Source organism: Mesorhizobium sp. CAU 1741 (assembly GCF_039839275.1).
Classification (GTDB): Bacteria; Pseudomonadota; Alphaproteobacteria; order Rhizobiales; family Rhizobiaceae; genus Aerobium.
Map to the genome: position 1 here is coordinate 1,004,582 of NZ_JBDOQP010000002.1, position 22,208 is coordinate 1,026,789.

21 protein-coding genes are annotated in these 22,208 nt (G+C 64.4%); 2 read left to right on the forward strand and 19 right to left on the reverse strand.

From position 1 onward, the window contains the following. The 9 genes from AAFN84_RS11655 to AAFN84_RS11695 all read right to left on the reverse strand — a co-directional run bounded on the left by AAFN84_RS11655 (position 1) and on the right by AAFN84_RS11695 (position 10,608). Entirely contained in the window at positions 1–924 is a 924-nt protein-coding gene (locus tag AAFN84_RS11655; protein ID WP_347514717.1) for a branched-chain amino acid ABC transporter permease, read from the reverse strand. 195 nt (positions 925–1,119) lie between these two features. After that, positions 1,120–2,262 (reverse strand): ABC transporter substrate-binding protein, encoded by a 1,143-nt coding sequence (locus AAFN84_RS11660; protein ID WP_347514718.1) that lies wholly within the window; start codon positions 2,260–2,262, stop codon positions 1,120–1,122. A 124-nt stretch (positions 2,263–2,386) separates the two neighbouring features. Beyond that, positions 2,387–3,223, reverse strand: coding sequence for a tryptophan 2,3-dioxygenase (kynA, locus tag AAFN84_RS11665; RefSeq protein ID WP_347514719.1), 837 nt, complete (start codon positions 3,221–3,223; stop codon positions 2,387–2,389). Positions 3,224–3,269: 46 nt separating this feature from the next. Then, positions 3,270–4,889 carry an AMP-binding protein gene (locus AAFN84_RS11670; protein WP_347514720.1) on the reverse strand — a complete coding sequence of 540 codons (1,620 nt, stop codon included), beginning with the start codon at positions 4,887–4,889 and terminating at the stop codon, positions 3,270–3,272. Positions 4,890–4,892: 3 nt separating this feature from the next. Then, positions 4,893–6,038 carry an acyl-CoA dehydrogenase family protein gene (locus AAFN84_RS11675; protein ID WP_347514721.1) on the reverse strand — a complete coding sequence of 382 codons (1,146 nt, stop codon included), beginning with the start codon at positions 6,036–6,038 and terminating at the stop codon, positions 4,893–4,895. Positions 6,039–6,273: 235 nt separating this feature from the next. After that, positions 6,274–7,086, reverse strand: coding sequence for an enoyl-CoA hydratase family protein (locus AAFN84_RS11680; RefSeq protein WP_347514722.1), 813 nt, complete (start codon positions 7,084–7,086; stop codon positions 6,274–6,276). Further along, a complete protein-coding gene (locus AAFN84_RS11685; protein WP_347514723.1) occupies positions 7,083–7,559 on the reverse strand; it encodes a MarR family transcriptional regulator in 477 nt (158 codons plus the stop codon). Before AAFN84_RS11685 ends, AAFN84_RS11680 begins: the two co-directional genes overlap by 4 nt. Continuing rightward, positions 7,556–8,314: an SDR family NAD(P)-dependent oxidoreductase gene (locus AAFN84_RS11690; RefSeq protein WP_347514724.1), complete on the reverse strand. Its 759-nt coding sequence runs from the start codon at positions 8,312–8,314 to the stop codon at positions 7,556–7,558. Before AAFN84_RS11690 ends, AAFN84_RS11685 begins: the two co-directional genes overlap by 4 nt. After that, the gene (locus AAFN84_RS11695; RefSeq protein WP_347514725.1) at positions 8,314–10,608 is read right to left on the reverse strand and encodes a bifunctional salicylyl-CoA 5-hydroxylase/oxidoreductase; all 2,295 of its coding nucleotides are present in this window, start codon (positions 10,606–10,608) and stop codon (positions 8,314–8,316) included. Before AAFN84_RS11695 ends, AAFN84_RS11690 begins: the two co-directional genes overlap by 1 nt. A 149-nt stretch (positions 10,609–10,757) precedes the next feature. Here AAFN84_RS11695 and AAFN84_RS11700 point away from each other — a divergent pair, with 149 nt between their 5' ends. Then, the gene (locus AAFN84_RS11700) at positions 10,758–11,588 is read left to right on the forward strand and encodes an alpha/beta hydrolase (RefSeq protein ID WP_347514726.1); all 831 of its coding nucleotides are present in this window, start codon (positions 10,758–10,760) and stop codon (positions 11,586–11,588) included. 72 nt (positions 11,589–11,660) lie between these two features. Further along, entirely contained in the window at positions 11,661–11,897 is a 237-nt protein-coding gene (locus tag AAFN84_RS11705) for an Lrp/AsnC ligand binding domain-containing protein (protein WP_347514727.1), read from the forward strand. A gap of 10 nt (positions 11,898–11,907) precedes the next feature. Here the strand turns inward: AAFN84_RS11705 and AAFN84_RS11710 are convergent, their stop codons facing one another. The 10 genes from AAFN84_RS11710 to AAFN84_RS11755 form a co-directional block, all read right to left on the reverse strand. Continuing rightward, positions 11,908–13,494 carry an FGGY-family carbohydrate kinase gene (locus tag AAFN84_RS11710; RefSeq protein ID WP_347514728.1) on the reverse strand — a complete coding sequence of 529 codons (1,587 nt, stop codon included), beginning with the start codon at positions 13,492–13,494 and terminating at the stop codon, positions 11,908–11,910. Further along, positions 13,491–14,168 (reverse strand): HAD family hydrolase, encoded by a 678-nt coding sequence (locus AAFN84_RS11715; RefSeq protein WP_347514729.1) that lies wholly within the window; start codon positions 14,166–14,168, stop codon positions 13,491–13,493. Before AAFN84_RS11715 ends, AAFN84_RS11710 begins: the two co-directional genes overlap by 4 nt. Before the next feature lie 19 nt (positions 14,169–14,187). Then, positions 14,188–15,666 (reverse strand): mannitol dehydrogenase family protein, encoded by a 1,479-nt coding sequence (locus tag AAFN84_RS11720; RefSeq protein ID WP_347514730.1) that lies wholly within the window; start codon positions 15,664–15,666, stop codon positions 14,188–14,190. A 2-nt stretch (positions 15,667–15,668) separates the two neighbouring features. Continuing rightward, entirely contained in the window at positions 15,669–16,442 is a 774-nt protein-coding gene (locus tag AAFN84_RS11725) for an L-iditol 2-dehydrogenase (RefSeq protein ID WP_347514731.1), read from the reverse strand. Continuing rightward, positions 16,439–17,440 carry an ABC transporter ATP-binding protein gene (locus tag AAFN84_RS11730; protein ID WP_347514732.1) on the reverse strand — a complete coding sequence of 334 codons (1,002 nt, stop codon included), beginning with the start codon at positions 17,438–17,440 and terminating at the stop codon, positions 16,439–16,441. Before AAFN84_RS11730 ends, AAFN84_RS11725 begins: the two co-directional genes overlap by 4 nt. Before the next feature lie 45 nt (positions 17,441–17,485). Then, positions 17,486–18,310 carry a carbohydrate ABC transporter permease gene (locus AAFN84_RS11735; protein ID WP_347514733.1) on the reverse strand — a complete coding sequence of 275 codons (825 nt, stop codon included), beginning with the start codon at positions 18,308–18,310 and terminating at the stop codon, positions 17,486–17,488. 19 nt (positions 18,311–18,329) lie between these two features. Then, entirely contained in the window at positions 18,330–19,202 is an 873-nt protein-coding gene (locus tag AAFN84_RS11740) for a sugar ABC transporter permease (protein WP_347514734.1), read from the reverse strand. A 108-nt stretch (positions 19,203–19,310) separates the two neighbouring features. Further along, positions 19,311–20,621 (reverse strand): sugar ABC transporter substrate-binding protein, encoded by a 1,311-nt coding sequence (locus AAFN84_RS11745; RefSeq protein ID WP_347514735.1) that lies wholly within the window; start codon positions 20,619–20,621, stop codon positions 19,311–19,313. A gap of 158 nt (positions 20,622–20,779) precedes the next feature. Next, positions 20,780–21,736: a sugar-binding transcriptional regulator gene (locus AAFN84_RS11750; protein ID WP_347514736.1), complete on the reverse strand. Its 957-nt coding sequence runs from the start codon at positions 21,734–21,736 to the stop codon at positions 20,780–20,782. A 31-nt stretch (positions 21,737–21,767) separates the two neighbouring features. Continuing rightward, complete coding sequence (locus tag AAFN84_RS11755) at positions 21,768–22,202, reverse strand: universal stress protein (RefSeq protein WP_347514737.1); 435 nt, start codon at positions 22,200–22,202, stop codon at positions 21,768–21,770. Positions 22,203–22,208 lie beyond the last annotated feature (6 nt).

Below are 22,208 nucleotides of genomic sequence, written 5' to 3' on the forward strand. Positions count from 1 at the left end.
TCAGCCCTTCATCGCGGGAAACAGCCCCTGCGGGCGTACGGCCAGGATGACCGCCATGACGATATAGATCAGCATGGAGGCGAGGGCGCCACCGACGAGGCCAGCTTGCGAGGGATCCATGAAGATGCCGAACACCTGCGGCAGCAGGAAACGGCCCATCGTATCGACCAGTCCGACCAGTAGGGCACCGACCAGCGCGCCCTTGATCGAGCCGATACCGCCAATGACGATGACCACGAAGGCGAGGATCAGCACCGGCTCCCCCATGCCAACCTGCACGGACTGCAGCGCGCCGACCATGGCGCCAGCCAGACCGGCCAGTGCTGCTCCGAGCGCGAAGACGACTGTATAGAGCGTGCGGATATCGACGCCCAGCGCGCCGATCATCTCGCGGTCGGATTCGCCTGCACGGATGCGCATGCCGAGCCGGGTTCTCGAAATGAGAAGGAAAAGCCCGACGGCGACGGCAATGCCAACGCCGATGATCGCCAGACGATAGAGCTGATAGCGTGAGCCGCCGGGCAGCGGGACGGTGCCCTGCAGCAGCACCGGTATGTCTAGATAGAGCGGGAACGAGCCGAACAGCCAGCGCGTGCCCTCCGAGAACACCAGGATCAGCGCGAAGGTCGCCAGGACCTGGTCGAGATGTTCGCGCTCGTAGAGCCGCCGGATCACGAGGATTTCCACGATGGCGCCGGCTGCCGCGGCGGCGGCGAGGCTCGCGACCAGACCGAGCCAGAACGAGCCGGTGGCGGCAGCCACGGCCGCGCAGGCGAACGCGCCGACCATGTAGAGCGAGCCGTGGGCGAGATTGATGAGGCCCATCACGCCGAATATCAGGGTCAGCCCGGCCGCCATGAGAAACAGCATCACGCCGAGCTGCAGCCCGTTGAGGATTTGTTCTGTGAAAAGGGCGATTTGCACGGTTGGGCTGCTTCGGTTGAGAGACTAGGCGATGACGGCACCCTCTCCCCGATCACGGTTAGAGGATGGCCAGAACGGCAGGGCGAGGGGCGGCGCAAGCGTTGCCAATTGTCTGAGACGTTTCGGCATCGCCTCATCGACTGCCGGGTCCTTCTCCCCTTCAACGGGGAGAAGGAAGCTTGGAATGAGCCCGCCCTACTGCAGCGCGCACTCTGCCACGTAAGCGTCCGTGTGATCGGTGAATGCCGTTGCGACGATCTCGTTCGTCAACACGTCACCTTCCTTGACCACCTCGCGGACGTAGATGTCCTGGATCGGGTGGTTGTTGGTGTTGAAGGAGAACTTGCCACGGACGGAATCGAAGTCGGCTTCCTTCAGCGCGGCACGGAATGCCTCTGCATCGGCAACGCTCGCCTTGCCGGCGGCTGAAACGATCAGATTGGCCGTGTCGTACGCCTGCGCTGCATAGACCGACGGCAACCGGCCATATTCTGCCTGGAAGGTCTCGACGAACTTGGCGTTCGCTTCGTTGTCGAGATCGTGCGACCAGGAAGCGGAGTTCTTCACGCCCAGAGCCGCATCACCGATCGCACCGAGCACGTCCTGGCTGAAGGAGAATGCCGGACCCATCAGCGGAATGCCGACACCGGACTGCGAGTACTGCTTGGTGAAGGCTATGCCCATCCCGCCCGGCAGGAACATGAAGACGGAATCGGCGCCCGAAGCGCGAATCTGCGCGATCTCGGCGGCGTAGTCGGTCTGGCCGAGCTGGGTATAGACCTCGCCGGTCAGTTCACCCTTGTAGAAGCGCTTGAAGCCTGTCAGCGCGTCTGTGCCCGCCGGATAGTTCGGCGCCATGATGAAAGTCTTCGAGTAGTCCTCGTTGGCGTACTGGCCCATCGCCTCATGGAAGTTGTCGTTCTGATAGGCGACGTTGAAGTAGTTCTCGTGGCATTGCGCGCCGGCCAGCGGGGAAGGCCCGGCATTGACGGAGAGGTAGAACTTGCCCTGTGCGACGGCGCTCGGGACGACCGCCATAGCGAGGTTGGACCAGATGATGCCGGTCAGCAGGTCGACCTGGTCGGACTGGATCATCTTGTCGGCGATCTGAACCGCCAGCTCGGGCTTTTGGCCGTCGTCCTCGGTGATGACCTCGATCTCGGCGGCTGCGTCGCCGGCATTCTTCAGCGCCAGCATGAAGCCGTCGCGCGCATCGACGCCGAGGCCGGCACCGCCGCCGGAAAGCGTGGTGATCATGCCTACCTTGATCGGCTCGGCGGACGCGACCGAAACGCTCATGGCGAGTGCGGCGAGGCTAGCAGCTATCAGTTTCTTCATGGTTGTACTCCCGTTGTTACCTGGACCCTCTGAGGTCCCGCACGATGGATAAGTTTTGACCGCAAAGCCAGTCCGCGGCAGTGTTTTTGTTGGGCCGGCGGCCATGATGGCCCCCGGCCGGTCGTCACAGTACCGTCCTCACCTTCCAGAGTTCGGGAAACAGTTCCACCTCGAGCATGCGCCTGAGATAGGAAACCCCGGCAGTGCCGCCGGTGCCGCGCTTCAGCCCGATGATGCGCTCGACGGTGGTGACGTGGTTGAAGCGCCAGCGACGGAAATAGTCCTCGAAGTCGACCAGCTTCTCGGCAAGCTCGTATAGCGCCCAATGCGTTTCCGGCGCCCGGTAGATCGTCTGCCACGCGGCAAGCACCGCATCGCTTTCGGGGCGTGTGGTGCGCCACTCGGTCCTGGTCGCATCCGCGCCGATGTCGAAACCGTTGCGGGCAAGCAGGGCCAACGCCTCGTCGTAGAGGCTGGGGCGCGCCAGAATGTCTTCCAGCCGCGCGATGGTTTCGGGGCGATGCTCATGCGGTTTCAGCATGGCGAGGTTGCGGTTGCCGGCGAGGAACTCGATGGCGCGATACTGCGATGACTGAAAACCCGACGACTTGCCGAGATCGTCGCGGAACCGCGTGTACTCGCTCGGCGTCATGGTGCGCAGCACGTCCCAGGCGCTATTGAGCTGCTCGAATATGCGCGCGACACGCGTCAGCATCTTGAAGGCCGGCCGCAGATCGTCGGCCCGCAAGACTGCGATCGCCGCCGAAATCTCGTGGATCGCCAGCTTCATCCAAAGCTCCGACGTCTGGTGCTGGATGATGAACAGCAGTTCGTCGGGCGATGCGGACAGCGGCGACTGCGCGTCGAGGATCTTCTCGAGATGCAGGTAGTCCCCATAGGCCATGCGCTCGCGGAAGTCGGTCTCCGCGCCGTGGGTGTCCTGGCCGGTCGGGCTGGTCATGATGCGTCCATCATGGAAATGACAGCGCTGTTCGACGCGTCCATGCTCATGCTCCCTCGCGCAGGCGGAAGCGCTGGATCTTGCCTGTCTGGGTCTTTGGCAGCGCCGTGACGAACTTGACCGAGCGGGGATATTTGTAAGGCGCGATCACCGCCTTCACATGGTCCTGCAGGATACGAATGGTTGCCTCGTCGGACGATGCGCCGGCCACCAGCACGACGTGCGCCTCGACGATCTGGCCGCGTTCGTCGTCGGCGGCGCCAATGACGGCGCATTCCAGCACCAGCTCATGGGCGAGCAATGCGGCCTCCACTTCGGGGCCGGCGATGTTGTAGCCGGCCGACAGGATCATGTCGTCCGAGCGCGCCGCGAATCGGAAATGGCCGTCCTCGTCCTGGATGAAGGAGTCGCCGGTCAAGTTCCAGCCGTCCCTGACATATTCCTGTTGCCGGTCGTCGGCGAGATAGCGGCAGCCCGTGGGACCGCGAACCGCGAGGCGGCCAACCTCGCCGCGCGGCACTTCGTTCATATCGGCGTCGACGATCCTCGCCTCGTAGCCGGTCACCGGCCTGCCGGTGACGCCGGGTGCGCGGTCGTTGAGCCGGTTGGTGATGAAGATGTGCAGCATCTCGGTGGCCCCGATGCCGTCGAGGATGGGCTTGCCGGTCTTCGTGACCCACTCCTCATAAACGGGAGCAGGCAGTGTTTCACCGGCCGAGACGGCGATGCGCAGGGAGGAAAGATCGGCGCCCTCGTCCATCGCCTTCATCATCGCGCGGTAGGCGGTCGGCGCGGTGAACGAGATCGTCGCCTTATAGGTCTCGATGATGTCGATCATGTTCGGCGGCGTCGCGCTTTCCAGAAGCGTCGCCGCGGCACCGAAGCGCAGCGGGAACACCGCCAGCCCGCCGAGGCCGAAGGTGAAGGCCAGAGGCGGCGAGCCCACGAACACGTCGTCCGGCGTGACGTCAAGCACCTCCTTGGCGTAGCCGTCGGCGATGATGAGCACGTCGCGATGGAAGTGCATCGTCGCCTTGGGCACACCGGTCGTGCCGGAGGTAAAACCCAGCAGGCAGACGTCGTCGCGGCCCGTCTTCACCGCCTCGAACGTCACGGGCTTGTCGAGCGCAGCACGGTCGAGCTCGGCGTCGTGGTTTGCCGTACCGTCGAAGCCGACGACCTGCTTGAGGTACTTGCTGTCCTTGGCACAGGCGACGATCTCGTCCTTGATGCGGGTATCGCACAGAGCGAGCGAGATTTCCGCCTTGTCGACGATTTTCGCCAACTCGCCGGCCCGCAGCATCGGCATGGTGTTGACCACCACCGCGCCGGCCTTCGTCGCCGCCAGCCAGCAGGCGACCATCGCCGGGTTGTTGGGCGCGCGGATGAGGATGCGGTTGCCCGGCTTGACGCCGTAGTTCTCGACAAGGGCGCGGGCCAGCCGGTTGGTCCAGTCGGCGAGTTCCTTGTAGGTGCGCCGGCGGCCATTGCCGATCAGCGCGGTGCGATCGCCATAGCCCATCTCGACCAGGCGATCGGTCAGTTCGACACCGCAGTTGAGATATTCGGGATAGTCGAAGCCCCCGACATTCAACTCCGGCCATTGGTCGAACGGCGGGAGATTGTCGCGGGAGAAGGTATCGAGATGTGCTGACGGACCCAGCATTGGTCAAGCTCCCATTGTCTGCCGCGCGATAATCACCTTCTGGACGTCTGACGCGCCCTCGTAGATGCGTAATGCGCGGATTTCCCGGTAAAGGCTCTCGACGATGTGCCCCCTGCGCACCCCGTCGCCGCCGTGAAGCTGCACCGCCTTGTCGATGACCTGCTGGGCCTGGTCGGTTGCGTAGAGTTTCGCCATCGCGGCCTCGCGGGTGACGCGCGGCGCGCCGGAATCCTTTGTCCATGCGGCGCGATAGACCAGCAGTGCGGAGGCATCGACGTCCAGCGCCATGTCGGCAATGTGGCCCTGGACCATCTGGAGGTCGAACAGCGGCGCACCGAAAAGCTGGCGATCGCGTACGCGCGCGACACTTTCGTCCAGCGCGCGGCGGGCGAAGCCGAGCGCAGCCGCGCCGACGGTGGAGCGGAATACGTCGAGCACCGACATGGCGATCCGAAATCCTTCGCCCGGCTTTCCGATCAGCGCGGAAGCCGGCACGTGGACATCGTCGAAAGCCAGCCGGGCGAGCGGATGCGGCGCGACCACATCAATGCGCTCGGCAACGCGCAAGCCCGGCGTGTCGGCCGACACCACGAAGGCCGAAATGCCCTTGGCGCCCGGCGCCTCGCCGGTGCGGGCGAAGACGCAATAGACATCGGCGATGCCGCCGTTGGAAATCCAGGTCTTTTCGCCCGACAGCACGTAGTCATCGCCGTCGCGCGTGGCTGTCATTTCCATGTTGGCGACGTCGGAGCCCGAACGCGGCTCGGACAAGGCGAAGGCGGAAAGGGCCCTCCCTGAGCGGGTCTTATCGAGCCACTGGCGCTGTTCAGGCGTACCGAACAGGCTGATGGCGCCGGTACCCAGGCCCTGCATGGCGAAGGCGAAATCGGCAAGCCCGTCATGTCGCGCCAGCGTTTCGCGGGTGATGCAGAGCGTACGCACGTCGAGCGGCTGCGGGTCGGCCGGATCGATCGCCGTCGGCTTCAGGAAACCTGCGTCGCCGAGCGCGGCCACCAGCTTGCGGCAGGCCGAGTCGACATCCGAATGATCGACGGGAAGGTTCGCCGCGCACCACGCTTCCAGGCGCTCAGCATGGTCGCGGTGGCGGTCTTCGAAAAACGGCCAGGAAAGGAAGGAGCGGTCAGGCATGGAGGGTCTCCACTGCCGTCGGCGCTCTACGTTGCCCCCCTCTGTCCTGCCGGACATCTCCCCCACGAGGGGGGAGATCAGATGTGTCGACGGCTATTGCCACTCGTCCAAGTTTGGCGAAAACAGTGATGACAGCCAATCTCCCCCCTTGTGGGGGAGATGTCCGGCAGGACAGAGGGGGGCGCTGTCCCGCCAGCTTTTCCGTGCATTGGCCCGACGCGAGCAGAGTCATCCCTCAATTCCCCTCGAACACGGGACGTTCCTTGGCGACAAACGCCCGATAGGCCCGCTCGAAGTCCCTGGTCTGCATGCAGATGGCCTGGGCCTGGGCTTCGGCCTCGATCGCCTGGTCGAGACCCATCGACCATTCCTGGTTGAGCTGCGTCTTGGTGATGCCGTGCGCGAAGGTCGGGCCGGCGGCGAGCTGCTGCGCAAGTTTCAGGGCCTCGGTCTCGATCAGGTCCGCCTCGACGAGGCGGTTGTAGTAGCCCCAGCGCTCGCCTTCGGCGGCGCTCATCGAGCGGCCGGTGTAGAGCAGTTCCGCCGCCCGTCCCTGTCCGATGATCCTCGGCAGCATGGCGCATGCGCCCATGTCGCAGCCGGCAAGCCCGACCCGCGTGAACAGGAACGCCGTCTTGGCCTCGGGCGTCGCGATGCGGATATCCGCGGCCATCGTAATGATCGCGCCGGCACCGACCGCAACTCCATCGACGGCCGCGATGATCGGCTTGCCGCAATTGAGCATGGCCTTCACGAAGTCGCCGGTCATCCGGGTGAAGGCGAGCAGCTCCTTCATGTCCATGTCGACCAGGGGGCCGATGATGTCGTGCACGTCGCCGCCCGAGCAGAAATTGCCGCCATTGGGCACAAAGACCACGATGTCGATGTCGTCGGCATAGACCAGATCTCGAAACGTATCGCGCAACTCGGCATAGGAATCGAAAGTCAGCGGGTTCTTGCGTTCCGGCCGGTCGAGCTGGATGACGGCGACGCAACCCTCGACGCGCCAGAGGAAATGCTTCGGTTTCAGCCCCGCCATATGGCTCAATGCTCTGCCTCCCAATTGCTTCGGAACGCTTTCAGCATCGACGACAGGTGACGCGCGTCCTGCTCGCCGACCTCTCCGAGAAGTTCGTCGATCCAGTCTTCATGCGCGGCCGCCATCGCCGCGAAACGCTTTGCGCCGCCCTCGGTCAGGCGGACGATCGAGGTGCGGCGGTCGCCCTCGCGGTTCGATCGCACGACGAAGCCATCGGTCACCAGCCGGTCGATGATGCCGGTGACGTTGCCGTTGGAGACGAGAAGGAAACGCGACAGGTCGCTCATCAGCATGCCGTCGGGCTGACGATAGAGCGCCGACATGACATCGAAGCGCGGCAAGGTCGTTTCGAAGTTGGACTTGAGCCGCTCGCGCAGTTCGCCCTCGACGATGCGCGCGGCCCGCAGCAGCCGGATCCAAAGGCGCAGGCGATCCTTGTTGCCGGCAACCGCGTTGTCTCGCTCCAGAACAGCCTCGCTCACACTTCGCCTCCCGACAGGGCAATCGCCTGTCCGTTGACCGAGCGCGCGCCCTCGCCGCACAGCCACATCACCGTATCCGCCACTTCCTGCGGCGCGATGATCCGGCCTTGCGGGTTGTCCTTGGCGACCGCAGCGCGCGCGGCCTCCGCGTCACGTCCGGTCTTGTCGACGATGTTGGCGATCGTCCGCTCCAGCATCGGCGTCTCGACATAGCCCGGGCACACGGCATTGACGGTGATTTCGGTCTGCGCGAGTTCGGCCGCCAGCGCCCGGGTCAGCCCGACCACGCCGTGCTTGGACGCGACATAGGCGGAGATGTATGGCGAACCCTTCAGTCCCGCGATCGAGGCGATGAAGATGATGCGGCCCCTGCCCGCCTTGCGCATCGGGTCGACGGCAGGACGAACGGTCAGGAATGCGCCGGTGAGGTTCACGCTCATCATCTGCTGCCAGAGGTCGAGCGTCGTGCGGCCCGCCGGTGCGCTTGCCGCCATGCCGGCATTGGCAACGACGATGTCGAAAGGCCCGCGGGCCGCCTGCGCCGCGTCATAGAGTTGTGCGACGGAGGCCTCGTCGGTGACGTCGGCAACATGCGCATGGATGCGTGGGTTGCCGGCAGCGACAGTGTCGAGCGCATCGATGCGGCGGCCGCAGATCGTCACGTCGACGCCCTGAGCGGCCAGTGTCTCGGCAGTCGCCTTGCCGATTCCGCTTCCCCCACCGGTGACGAGTGCGTGCTTGAAGGCTATCCCCATCACACCTTCCCCGTCATCTGTTCCGGACCGCGTTCGGCAAGCCTGTAGAGCTGGTCACGGCCCGGAAGGTAGGGGGCCGGCCAGGTCACACCTTTGTCGCCCAGCCTGGCCGCCGCATGCAGGGTCCAATAAGGATCGGCGAGATGCGGGCGGGCGAGGCAGACGAGGTCGGCGCGGCCGGCCATCAGGATCGAGTTGACGTGGTCGGGCTCGTAGATGTTGCCGACGGCCATCGTCGCCATGCCGGTCTCGTTGCGGATGCGGTCGGAAAACGGCGTCTGGAACATGCGGCCATAGACCGGCTGCGCCCGCTTCGACGTCTGGCCGGCCGAGACGTCGCAGATGTCGACGCCCGCTTCCTGCAGGATGCGCGCGATCGCGACCGCGTCCTCGGGCGTCACGCCTTCGTCGCCGACCCAGTCATTGGCCGAAATGCGCACCGAAATCGGCTTTTCGTCCGGCCATACGGCGCGCACGGCCTGGAAGACCTCCAGCGGCCAGCGCATGCGGCTTTCGAGACTGCCGCCATACGCGTCGGTGCGCAGGTTGGTCAGCGGCGAGATGAACGACGCCAGCAGGTAGCCATGCGCCATGTGCAGTTCGAGCATGTCGAAGCCGCAGCGATCCGCCATTTCGGCCGATGCTACGAACTGGTCGCGCACCACGTCCATGTCGGCGCGCGTCATTGACTTGGGGGTCTGGTTCTCCGGCGACCACGGCGTTTCTGACGCCGACAGCAGCGGCCAGTTGCCATCTGTCAACGGCGCGTCCATTTCCTGCCAGCCGAGCTGCGTCGATCCCTTGGCGCCGGAATGGCCGATCTGGGCGCAGATCTTCGCATCGGTCTCCGTGTGGACGAAACCGACGATGCGCTTCCAGGCAGTCTCGTGCTCGGGCTTGTAGAAGCCCGGGCAGCCCGGCGTGATGCGGCCTTCGGGCGAGACGCAGGTCATCTCGATATAGACGAGGCCGGCGCCACCCTTGGCGCGCTCGCCATAATGGACGAAATGCCAGTCGGTCGGCGTGCCGTCCACGGCCTTGTATTGCGCCATCGGCGAGACGACGACGCGGTTCTTCAGCTCCATGCCGCGCAATCTGTAGGGGGCGAACATCGGCGCGCGGTTGGTGTTGGCCGGAGCGCCCGCCTGCTGCTGAAACCAGGCTTCGGCGCCGCCGAGCCATGTCGCGTCGCGCAGGCGCAGGTTTTCATGGCTGATGCGCTGGGAGCGGGTGAGCAGTGAATAGCTGAACTGGACCGGATCGAGGTGGAGGTAGCGCTCCACCTCCTCGAACCACTCCATCGAGTTGCGGGCCGCCGACTGAAGGCGAAGCACTTCGAGACGGCGGGCATCCTCGTACTTGGCGAAGGCCGCTTCCAGCGTCGGCTCCGAGTGCAGATAATCGGCCATGGCGATGGCGGATTCCAGCGCCAGCTTGGTGCCGGAGCCGATGGAGAAATGCGCGGTCGCTGCCGCATCGCCCATCAGCGCGATGTTCTTGTAGGACCAGCGTTCGCACAGGACGCGCGGGAAGTTGATCCATGCCGAACCGCGGACATGGTTGGCGTTCGACATCAGCGCGTGGCCGCCGAGATGATCCTTGAAGATGCGCTCGCAGGTCGCGATCGACTCTTCCTTGGTCATGTCGCCGAAGCCGAATTTCTCCCAGGTGTCCTGCGCACATTCGACGATGAAGGTCGCGGTGTCCGGATCGAACTGGTAGGCATGCGCCCATACCCAGCCATGCTCGGTCTTCTCGAAGATGAAGGTGAAAGCGTCGTCGAATTTCTGCCTTGTGCCGAGCCAGACGAACTTGCATTTGCGCGTGTCGACATCAGGCTGGAAATGGTCGGCGAAGGCTGCGCGCGTCCTGGAATTGAGCCCGTCGGCAGCGATCACCAGATCGTATTGCGCCATCAGATTCTCATGGTCGTCGACCTCCGCCTGGAAACGCAGGTCGACGCCGAGTTCGCGCGCACGCTCCTGAAGCAGGAGCAGCAGGCGCATGCGGCCGATGCCGCAAAAGCCATGGCCGGTCGAGACCGTGCGAACGCCCTGGTGGATGACGGCGATGTCGTCCCAATAGGCGAAATGCTTACGGATGGCCGCAGCGCTGGTCGCGTCGTTCGCGGCGAGATTGTCGAGGGTTTCGTCGGAAAGGACCACGCCCCAGCCGAAGGTGTCGTCGGCCTTGTTGCGCTCGAACACAACCACCTCGTGAGCCGCGTCGCGCAGCTTCATCGAGATGGCAAAATACAGGCCTGCCGGCCCTCCGCCGAGCACTGCAACTTTCATCCGTCGCATTCCCCGTTGTTCTGTTTTGCCGGAGGATTGCACCAATCCAGGCATGCTTCAAGCATAAAATTTCAAGGTTGAAATATTCTCAGGGCTGGACAGGATAGGTTCATCGCGCCAAGGAAGACGCACATGGGGACGTTGACGAAATGATCCATCATCGCATCGAGGACTGGGACGACGCCTATGCCAACGGCGCCAACATTCCGCAGGGCGACCGCTGGCCGAATGCCTGGGTGGAGCCCGCCCGGACGTTCCGCGAAACGCTCGAGAACCAGGATCGGGCGCGGCTCGGGCTCGCCTATGGCGACGCGCCCCGCAACCGGCTGGACCTCTTTCTGCCTGCCGGCACTCCGAAAGGTCTCGTCGTCTTCGTGCATGGCGGATTTTGGCTGCGTCTCGATCGCAGTTTCTGGTCGCACCTGGCAGCCGGGCCGCTGGCCCATGGCCATGCGGTGGTGATGCCGTCCTATACGCTATGCCCCGACATCCGCATTTCAGGCATCGTCAAGGAGATAGGCAAGGCGATCGAGCATGCCGCCGGCATGGTGCAGGGACCGATCCGCCTCACCGGACATTCGGCCGGCGGCCATCTGGTGTCGCGCATGGTCTCGGAAACGTCGCCGCTGCCGGAGGCCGTACGCACGCGCATCGTCAACACCGTCTCGATCTCCGGCGTGCATGACCTGCGCCCGATGATGAAGACGAAGATGAACGCGGACCTTAAGCTCGACATGGACGAGGCGCGCGCGGAAAGTCCCGCGCTGCTCGAGCCAATGGAAAACGCGCGCATCGCCTGCTGGGTCGGCGCCGGTGAGCGCTCCGAGTTCATCCGCCAGAACGCACTGCTTGCCAATGCCTGGACCGGCCTCGGCGCTACCACGATGATCGTCGAGGAGCCCGACCGTCACCACTTCAACGTCATCGACGGCCTTACCGACCCCGACCACGCGCTGACCAGGACGCTGTTGACAGGGTGACGGGCAGGCACGAGTCTGAATGACAGAGACGCGCGTCTTTCAAGACGCGACACACCATCGGAGCATTGTCCCATGAGAGCGGTATTCGTGCAGCTTCAGGTTTCGCCGGGCAGGACCTATGAGGTTGCCGACGAATTGTTCAAGCGCGAAGTCGCTTCGGAACTCTATTCGACCAGCGGCGACTATGATCTGCTGATGAAGATCTACATTGATGAGGGCGTCGATATCGGCAAGTTCATCAACGACAACATCGCCAATGTGCCGGGCATCATGCGATCCCTGACCACGCTGACCTTCAAGGCGTTCTGACGCCGTTGGCTCACGCCAGCCGATCGAGCGCGCGGCGTTGGCGATGCATTTCAAGGAAGACACGATAGTCGCGGTCGAACCGCGCGCGGGCAGCGGGATTGGGTGCTCGCTCGCGACCCGTCTGGCGCATCGCCATGCCGGCTTCCGCAAGCGACCGATTGAGCCCTGCCGCGACCGATGCCGCCATCGCGGAGCCGAGCAACACCGCCTCGCCGGCTTCCGGCTCCACGACGCGGCAGCCGGTTGCATCGGCGTAGAGTTCCATCAGGATCGGATTTCGGGTGTGGCCGCCGGCCACATGCAGCGTGTCGATGACGAAGCCGCCGTCATTCAAAGTATCCAGAATATGGCGCACGCCGAGCGCGATCGCGACGCAGGTGCGCCAATAAAGCCTGCACAGGCTGTCGAATGACGCGTCCAGCGTTAGGCCCGAAATGACGCCGACGGCGTGCGGATCGGCGAGCGGCGAGCGGTTGCCGTGGAAGTCGGGAAGCACGTGCATTCGCCCCGCCAGATCGAGCCCTTCGCCTGCCCGCAGTTCCATTATGCGTTGGCCAATGCGACCGTGCATCGCGGCATCCGGCTCGCCGCCCGCGCCATGCAGGCGGATGACATGGTCGAGCAAGCCACCCGAGACGGACTGGCCGCCTTCGATCATCCACAGGTCCGGCAGCGTCACGCCCCAATAGGGGCCCCAGCCGCCGGCAAAGGATCGTCTTTCGCGCGAGAGCGCCATGACGCAGCTCGACGTCCCGGCGATCAGAGCCATGTGCCGCTCGATGTCGGCCGGATCGGCGGCGAAGCCGCCGAGTGCGCCTAGCGCGCCGGCATAGGCGTCGACCATTCCCGCCGCCACCCGGCATGACGTCGTCAGGCCCAGGGCGGCGGCCGCCTCCGGCGTCAGGGGTCCGAGGTCGCTGCCGACGGGCGTCGCACGATCGGGCAGGCCGCCGCGCTCGAGCATGTCGGCAAGCCCGACGGCGGCGAGGAAATCGTGGCGCCAGCCCTGCGCCTCGCGGGCCATGTAGGTCCACTTGCAGGTGAGCGTGCATTGCGAGCGGGCCAGCGAGCCGCTGGCCTTGAAGGTCAGGAAATCCGCGAGATCGAAGAAATGCGCGGCCGATTCCCAGCTCGTCGGCAGGTTGCGCTTGAGCCACATCAGCTTGGGCACCTGCATCTCCGGCGACATCACGCCGCCGGCATGCTCGAGCACCTTGTGGCCGGTCGCCGTGCATTCGTCCGCCTCGCCGATGGCGCGGTGATCGAGCCAGACGATGGTATCCCAGTGGGCATCGCCCGTCGTCGAAACCGTTAGCTGTCGCTTACCTTCATCGCGCATGACCAGCGAACATGTCGCGTCGAAAGCAATACCAGCAATGTCGCCCGTGTCTGCTCCCGACGCCGCCACTGCCTGCCGCACCGCCGAACACACCGCCTCCCAGATATCTTCGGAATCATGCTCGGCATGATCATGCTCCGGGCAGTTCATGCGGATCGGGTGCTCCGCGCGACCCAGCATCACGCCGGTGCGGTCGAGTATGCCCGCGCGGGCGCTGCCGGTTCCGACATCCACGGCGCAGACAAGCGGTGCGGTCACGACGCATCCGCCTCGGCGAGCAAAGACGGCAGGCGCCGCATGTCGTCGAAAACGAGATCGGGGGCCAGCGTCTGGAACGCGGCGTGGAGCCCCCCGGCCACCGCGTGGGACCCGCCCGAGAAGGCGAAGACGCGCATGCCAGCCGCCTTTGCCGCCACGATGCCGGCGGGGCTGTCCTCGATGACCGTGCAACGCTCCGGCGCCGCCGCCATCTCGCTGGCGGCGTGCAGGAAGAGATCAGGTGCCGGCTTTCCTCGCTTGACCATCGTCGCACTGTAGATAGCCGGCTCCAGCAGGTCCAGCAGGCCGGTGATCGTCAGTGACATCCGGATGCGTTCCGGACGGCTCGACGAGGCCACGCAGCGCCGATGCGGCAGCGTCTCCAACGCCTCACGTATTCCGTCGATGGCCTTCAGCTCGGCATGGAACCGCGCCGCCATGCTTTCGCGCATCGCTTCGAGGTGATCGCCGGAAAAATCGAGGCCGAAACGTTTAGCCAACGTGGCGGTGATCGTCACCATCGATCGGCCGAGGAACAGCTCGTAGGCCAGCGCCTCGTCGATGTCGTGGCCGGCACGCGCGATCACCTCGCGCATCACCGCGATGGAGATCGGCTCGCTGTCGACGAGCACGCCATCGCAGTCGAAGATGACGAGGTCGGTTGCGGTTTTCATGCGACACTCCGATGGCCGGTCAGGCACCACCGGCAAGATAGGTTTGCAATGCGCCTCGCGCGCCCTTGTCACGGATCATGCGCAGGTTGCGGGCAAACGACTCGGCAAAGAAGGGCGACGTGCCTGTATTGCCGAAAATGTCTGCCATGGCCAGGAAGGCGTTGGGGTCCTGGCGTGCCGCCAGCGCCCGTTCCTTCAAGCGCTCGGCGCTGGCATCGTTGGGTGGTATCTGGCGGCCGGAATCACTGGTTCCTTCGCAGTAGCGGCACCAGAAGGCCGACACCAGTGACAGGCCGGCAACGCTTTCGCCCGCCTTCAGCCGATCGGCCACGGTCGGGAGGATGAATTTTGGCTGCCGGTTGGACCCGTCGAGGCACAGGCGCGCAATGGTGTCGCCGATCTTCGGGTTGGCAAAGCGGCGCTCGATGAGCGCGAAGTACTCGTCGAGGTCGGTATCGGGTACCGGCGGAACGACCGGGATGATCTCCTCGCGCTCCAGCTTGGCGAGGAAGCCGCGGATGAGCGGCTCCTCCATGGCCTCGTGGACGAAATGGATGTCCATCAATGCAGCCGGATAGGCGATTGCCGCGTGGCCACCATTAAGGATACGGATCTTCATCAGCTCCCACGGCGCGACGTCATCCACAAACGTGACGCCAACCTTCTCAAGGGCCGGGCGTCCGGCGGGAAAGTGATCTTCCAGAACCCATTGTCGGAACGGCTCGCAAAAGACCGGCCAGGAATCGCCGACCCCGAATGCGTCGGCCAGGATCTTGCGCTCGCGATCGGTCGTGGCCGGCGTGATACGGTCGACCATCGCATTGGGAAACGCCACCTCATCGCGCACCCAACGCGCCAGCTCGGGATCGAACAATGCCGCTAGGCCGGCCACGGCATCTTCGGTGACGTGGCCATTGCCGGGGATGTTGTCGCAGGACATCACCGTGAAGGGGATCAGGCCGGCCTCGCGCCTTCTCATCAGCCCGGCAAGGATCAGGCCGAACACCGTATTCGGGGCCGCCATGTCGGCGGCATCTGCCCGTATCGCGGGATTGTCCGGGTCAAACGCACCGGAAGCCGGGTCGATGAAATAGCCACCCTCGGTGATCGTGAGTGAGACGATGCGGGTGGACGGATCGGCGAGCCTGTCGATGATCGCGGCAGCGTTGCCGGGCTCGAGAAAATCGATCATCGCGCCGGTAACGCGGGCGACCATGTGGCCGCTATCCTGCTCGACGACGGTCGTCAGGTAGTCCTGCGCGGCGAGTTTTTCGCGGCCGGTCCTTTCTGCCTTGAGCACGCCGGCGCCGACGATCGCCCAGTCATGGCCATGCCCCTGATTGAAGAGTTCGTCGAGATAGACGGCCTGATGCGCTCGGTGGAAATTGCCCACCCCGAAATGGACGATGCCCGGCGACAGCCGGTCGCGCTCATAGAGAGGACGCGCCACCTTTTCAGGCAGATCGTCCAGGGCGGTCAGGGAAAGTGTCTGTACCATTCTCAACTCATCCAGTTCCCGCCGTCGACGTTGAAGGTCTGCGCGACGACATAGTCGGCCTCGGCGGAGGCCAGGAAGATCGCCATGCCCGTGAGATCCTCGGCACGGCCCATGCGGCCATAGGGGACGGCGGCACCGACCTGCTTCTTCTTCTCGCCCGGCGGCAGACCTTCATGCCTGGCGAAGAGCGCGTCGACATGATCCCAGTGCTCGCCGTCGACGACACCGGGCGCGATCGCATTGACGTTGATGTTGTGGCGGATGAGATCGAGCCCGGCGGACTGGGTCAGCGAAATGATCGCCGCCTTGGAGGCGCAGTACACCGCCACCAGAGCCTCACCCCGACGGCCGGCCTGGCTGGCCATGTTGATGATCCGGCCGCCACGACCCCGCGCGATCATCGACTTCGCCACGGCCTGCATGGTGAAAAGTGCACCCTCGACATTGACGGCAAACAGCCGCTCGTAGCTGTTGCGCGTGATCTCGACGATGGGCGCCATGTCGAACAGGGCCGCATTGTTGACGAGAATGTCGATGCCGCCGGTTCGCTGCTCGACGGCGGCAACGGCAGCGTCGATGGAGGCCTGGACGGTCACGTCGAGTTGTACCGCAAAGGCTGCGTTTCCGATCCCCTCAGCCGCTTCCCGCGCCCGCGCCAGATCGATGTCGGCGATCGCCACCGTCGCGCCTTCGCGGGCATAGGCCTGGGCGAAGGCGCGACCGATGCCGCGTGCCGCGCCGGTGATCATGGCGCATTTGCCGTCCAGTCGATTCACCGGATCGCCTCGCCGCCGGCGTTGAATCGATGCACCCGCTCGGGCTCCGGCGTCAGCCAGACAGTGTCGCCGTGGTGGACGGGAAATTCGCCGTCGGCGCGCACCGTCAGTTGGCCCAGCCCGTCAGCATGGACATGCAGGAAGGTGTCGGAGCCGAGATGCTCGGCGACGCCGACTGTCCCCTTCCACTTGCCGCTCTCGGTCGACAGATTCAGATGTTCGGGCCGCACGCCGATCGTGGCGGCGTCCAGGCGCTCCGCCTCGCCGCCGCTGATCAGGTTCATGCGCGGTGAGCCGATGAAGCCGGCGACGAAGAGGTTCCTCGGGCTGCGATAGAGCTCCAGCGGCGAGCCTACCTGTTCGATGTTGCCGGCATTGAGCACCACGATCTTGTCGGCCATGGTCATCGCCTCGACCTGGTCGTGGGTGACATAGATCATCGTTGTCTTCAGATGCTGATGCAGTTCGCTGATCTCCAGCCGCATCGTTCCGCGCAGCGCCGCATCGAGGTTGGACAGCGGCTCGTCGAAAAGGAACGCGCCGGGCTGGCGCACGATTGCGCGGCCGATGGCGACGCGCTGACGCTGGCCGCCGGAGAGCTGGCCCGGCCTGCGATCCAGATAGGGCGTCAGGTTCAGCGTCTCGGCAGCCGCGCGCACCGTCTTGTCGATGCTCGCCTTGTCGAGTTTGGCCATCTTCAACGGGAAAGCGATGTTGTTGTAGACGCTCATATGCGGATAGAGCGCATAGGACTGGAACACCATCGCCAGGCCGCGCTTAGCTGGGGGCTCGTCGGTGACCTCACGCCCGTCGATCGAGATCATGCCGGAGGTCAGGTCCTCCAGGCCGGCGATCAGCCTCAGCAGGGTCGACTTGCCGCAGCCGGACGGGCCGACGAAGACGACGAACTCACCGTCGGCGATTTCGAGGTCGATGCCCGGGATGACCTCGGTCGAACCGAATGTCTTGCGCACGTTGTTGAGCGTGATGTTACCCATGGAAGACGTTCCCTTCGCGTGCGTTTCCCTTCGTCGCAGGACCGGTCATTTCACCGCCCCGAAGGTCAGTCCGCGCACCAGCTGCCGCTGCGAGAACCACCCCATGATGAGGATTGGCGCGATGGCGAGCGTCGAGGCTGCGGAAAGCTTCGCCCAGAACAGGCCCTGGGGGCTCGAGAACGACGCGATGAAGGCGGTCAGAGGTGCGGCGCTGGACGTCGTCAGACGCAGCGTCCAGAACGCCTCGTTCCAGGCGAGAATGATGTTGAGCAGCATGGTCGAGGCGATGCCTGGCACGGCCATGGGCGTCAGCACATAGATGATCTCGCCGGCCAGCGACGCGCCGTCCATGCGCGCGGCCTCCAGGATCTCGCCCGGTATCTCGCGAAAATAGGTGTAGAGCATCCACACCACGATCGGCAGGTTGACCAGGGTCAGCACCAGCGTCAGCCCGACGCGCGTGTCGAGCAGGCCCGTATCGCGAAAGATCAGGAACAAAGGCACCAGCACGCCGACGGCCGGCATCATCTTGGTCGACAGCATCCACATCAGGATGTCCTTGGTCCGCCTGGTCGGCGAAAACGCCATCGACCACGCGGCCGGTACCGCGATCAGGAGCGCGACCAGCGTCGAGCCGACCGAAATGATCACCGAATTGAGGAACGGCTTGAAGTAGTCGCGCTGGGTCTGCACCTCGACATAGTTCTCGAAGGTGAAGGAGGGGATCAGGCTGATGCCCGCGATCGCCTCGGCTTCCGTCTTCAGCGACGTGATCAGCATGTAGAGGATCGGGAAGAAGATCACGAAGGCCACGCCCCAGGCGGCGAGTGTGACGATGATCTTGCGGCGAGTGGAGATGCTGCGGGCCATGTGTCAGATCCTTCTCGCCTTACCGGTCCAGGTTCCGGCCGACGGCGCGCATCAGGAAGATTGCGACGATGTTGGCCAGGATGACCGCGATGACGCCGCCCGCTGAAGCGCCGCCGACGTCGTAGGACAGGAGCGCGGTGCGGTAGATGAGGAAGGCTAGATTGGTCGACGCATAGCCCGGACCGCCATTGGTGGTGACGAGGATTTCGGCATAGACGGCGAGCAGGAAGATCGTCTGGATCAGGATCACGACGGTGATGGCGCGCGCCAGATGCGGCAGCGTCAGATACCAGAAACGATTGAGGAAGTTCGCGCCATCCATCTCGGCGGCTTCCTTTTGCTCCTCGTCGAGCGATTGCAGCGCGGTGAGAAGGATGAGCGTCGCGAAAGGCAGCCACTGCCAGGCAACGATGATGATGATCGACGTGAGCGGGAACTGTGCGAACCAGTCCACCGGCTGCAAGCCGAAGAACCGGGAAATGTCGGCGAGGACGCCGTAGCCCGGATGCATGATCATGTTCTTCCACACCAGCGCCGCCACGGGCGGCATGACGAAGAACGGCGAAATGATCAGAATGCGCACGATCCCCTGCCCGAAAATCGGCTGGTCGAGCAGCAGTGCCAGCAGGATGCCGCCGATGACGGTAATCGCAAGCACGCCCAGAACGAGTATCAGCGTATTGCTGATCGCCTGGAAGAAGGCCGGATCGGTGTAGAAATACTCGTAGTTGAAGAACCCTGCGAAGCCGCGGGTCATAGGGTTGAGCAGGTTGTAGTTCTGGAACGAATACCAGATCGTCATCGACAGCGGCACGATCATCCAGATCAGCAGCAGGATGACGGCGGGCGCCATCATCAGGCGTGCCAGTGTACGCGTCTGTTTCGTGGCCATCGTCAGGGTTTCCCGCGGGTCCAAAAAGGACACCGCTGCGCAATCGGCTTTCTGGGAAGGCCGCCCGGCCCGCTGCCGGGCCGGACGGCCTTGGCTTCGGGAGGAAGCCTACTTGATGTAACCGGCGCGCGTCATTTCGCGCGTCGCCACGTTCTGGGCCTGGGCAAGGGCGTCGTCGACCGAGGACTGGCCGGCAAGGGCCGCCGAGAAGAGCTGGCCGACAGTCGTGCCGAGCCCCTGGAACTCGGGGATCGCCACGAACTGGCCACCGGTGTAGGGGACCGGCTTGACCGATGGGTTGGTGATGTCGGCTGCGTTCATCGCTTCCAGCGTCGGTTCGGCGAAGGGCGCGGCGTCCTTGTAGGCCTGGTTCTCGTAAAGCGAGGTGCGCGTGCCGGGCGGCACGTTGGCCCAACCCTCCTTCTCCGCCACCAGTTCGGTGTAGGCCTTGTTTGTCGCCCAGGCGATGAAGGTCTGGGCAGCCTCGGCCTTGGTCGAGCTGGCCGGAACCGCGAGGTTCCACGACCAGAGCCAGTGGCCATGATTGCCGTTGCCGGTATCCGGGAAGATGGCGTAGTCGACCTTGTCGGCAACGGTCGAGTCATCCGGATTGGAGACGAAGGAGGCAGCCACGGTGGCGTCCATCCACATACCGCACTTTCCTTGCTGGAACAGCGTCAGGTTTTCGTTGAAGCCGTTGGAGGATGCGCCAGAGGGACCGGCATCGTTCATCAGGTCGACATAGAACTGGAACGCTTCCTTCCATTCCGGCTGGTCGAACTGCGGCTGCCAGTTTTCATCGAACCAGCGCCCGCCGAACGAATTGGCCAGCGCGGTGATGAACGCCATGTTCTCGCCCCAGCCCGCCTTGCCGCGCAGGCAGATGCCGTTGATGTCGTTCTCGCGGTCGGTGATCTTGCGCGCCGCCTCGCCGATGAATTCCCAGGTGGGGGATTCCGGCATTTCGAGACCGGCAGCCTCGAACAGATCGGTGCGGTACATGATCATCGCCGACTCGCCGTAGAATGGCGCGGCATAGAGCTTGCCGTCGAGCGAAAGGCCGCCGCGGATGGCGGGCAAAAGATCATCCACGTCATAGTCGTCGCCGAGGCCGTCGAGTTCGAGCAGCCAGCCCTGCTTCGCCCAGATCGGCACTTCGTAATTGCCGATCGTCATGACGTCGTATTGGCCACCGCCGGCGGCGATGTCGGTGGTGACGCGTTCGCGCAGGACGTTCTCTTCCAGTGTCACCCACTCCAGTTCGATGTCAGGGTGCTTGGCGGTGAAATCGTCGGTGAGCCGCTGCATGCGGATCATGTCGCCATTGTTGACGGTGGCGATCGTGATGGTCTCGGCGAACGACGCCTGAGAGAGCGCGATGGTGGCGCAAGCCCCGAGAAGGGCAGTCGTGAGTTTCATGGAAATCCTCCCTGGCCATGAGCATTTGCCTATGCTGTGGGCAATTACTCATCATCAGCTTGGCCGAGTCAAGCCGGATTCGATGCTGCAACGCACCCAGGCGGCGCTTCCGGGCACGAGGAATAGGGCCGGACGGCACACCGCCCGCGCACGGAAAGCTACATTGCGAGCAGGGAAGCAGCCGTCCGCTCGTCGGTGATGAGGCCATTGACGAGGCCACGGCTGGCGGCCGCGTAGATGCCGGGCAGCTTGCGCTCGCCCATTGCAAGCGCGATGACGAGCGCATCGTCCGGCGAGGGCAAAGGTGCCGACGCGACACGGTCGTTGCTGATGCCGTCGATCAGTCGGCCCTCGCGATCAAAGGCCCAGCCGACGATCTCTCCAACGGCGCCGGCGGTCTGCAAGGCGGCGAGGTCCTCGGCCGATATGAAACCGTCTTCGTAGAGTGGCGCATTCGGTCCCAAGTCACCGATGCCGACGAAGGTGACGTCGGCCTGCGCGGCCAATGCAAGCGTCGCGCGGATCAACTGCTGGCCATGCAGGAGTTCGCGCTCCTCGGGCGAGGACGCAATCACCGGCAGCGGCATCGGGAAGGAGCGCGACTTCACCTTGTCGGCCATGGTGAAGACAACGTTGTAGAACGCCGCGGACCCGTCCGGTGCGATGTTTCCGGTGAGCGAGACGACCTTGTGTTGAGGGCAGTCCATCGCCGGCAGCCTTTCGATCGCCGCCTTGAGCGTCCGCCCCGTTCCCATCGCCATCACCACCGGCTCGGGCATCGACAGCCAGCGCTCGATCTCGGCGGCGGCGGCCTCCGCGACACCGAGTGTCGTGGAGACCGATTCGGGATCGCTGGGCACCACCTCGGCAAAGCGGAACGAGAATCGCGCCTTCAACCGCTCCGCCAGGTCGAGGCAGGTGGCGATCGGATGGTCGATGCGGACCTTGACCAGCCCCTCGGAGACGGCCAGCGAGACCAGGCGCTGCGCAGACTGGCGCGATACGCCGAGTTTGACGGCAATCTGGTCCTGCGTGTTGCCGGCAATGTAATAGAGCCACCCGGCGCGCGCCGCGTCCTCAAGCCGGCTGTCGCCGCTCTCCCTCACTGTCTTCATCTTTCCCGTACCTTCGGAACGCGGAGCCCCGTCACGCCTCGTCGCGCACCACGAGCACCGAGGTTTTCGCATGCCGTACGACCCGCGCCGCGTTGGGGCCGATCAGGTAGTCCTCCGGCCCCGAACGGCCGGCAGACAACACGATCAGGTCTGCATCCACGACGCCGGCATAGCGCAATATCTCGCGGTAGATCGAGCCGTGCCCGACGATATGGCGATGCCTGACGCCCTCAGGAACCTGCTCTGCCGTATAGCGATGAAGCGCCTCGTTGGCGAGCTGGATGGCCTGCTTCTCGTGCTCCTTGGGGAAGAAGCCGCCGACAATCGACATGCCATAATCCGGCACGACGGTCATTACGTGCAACGTGGCGCCGAACACCTTGGCATAGTCGACGGCGGTGTTGATCGTCGCCCTTTCGCCCTCGACATCGCCAAGGTCGACGGACACGAGGATGTTCCTGTACATCACGCT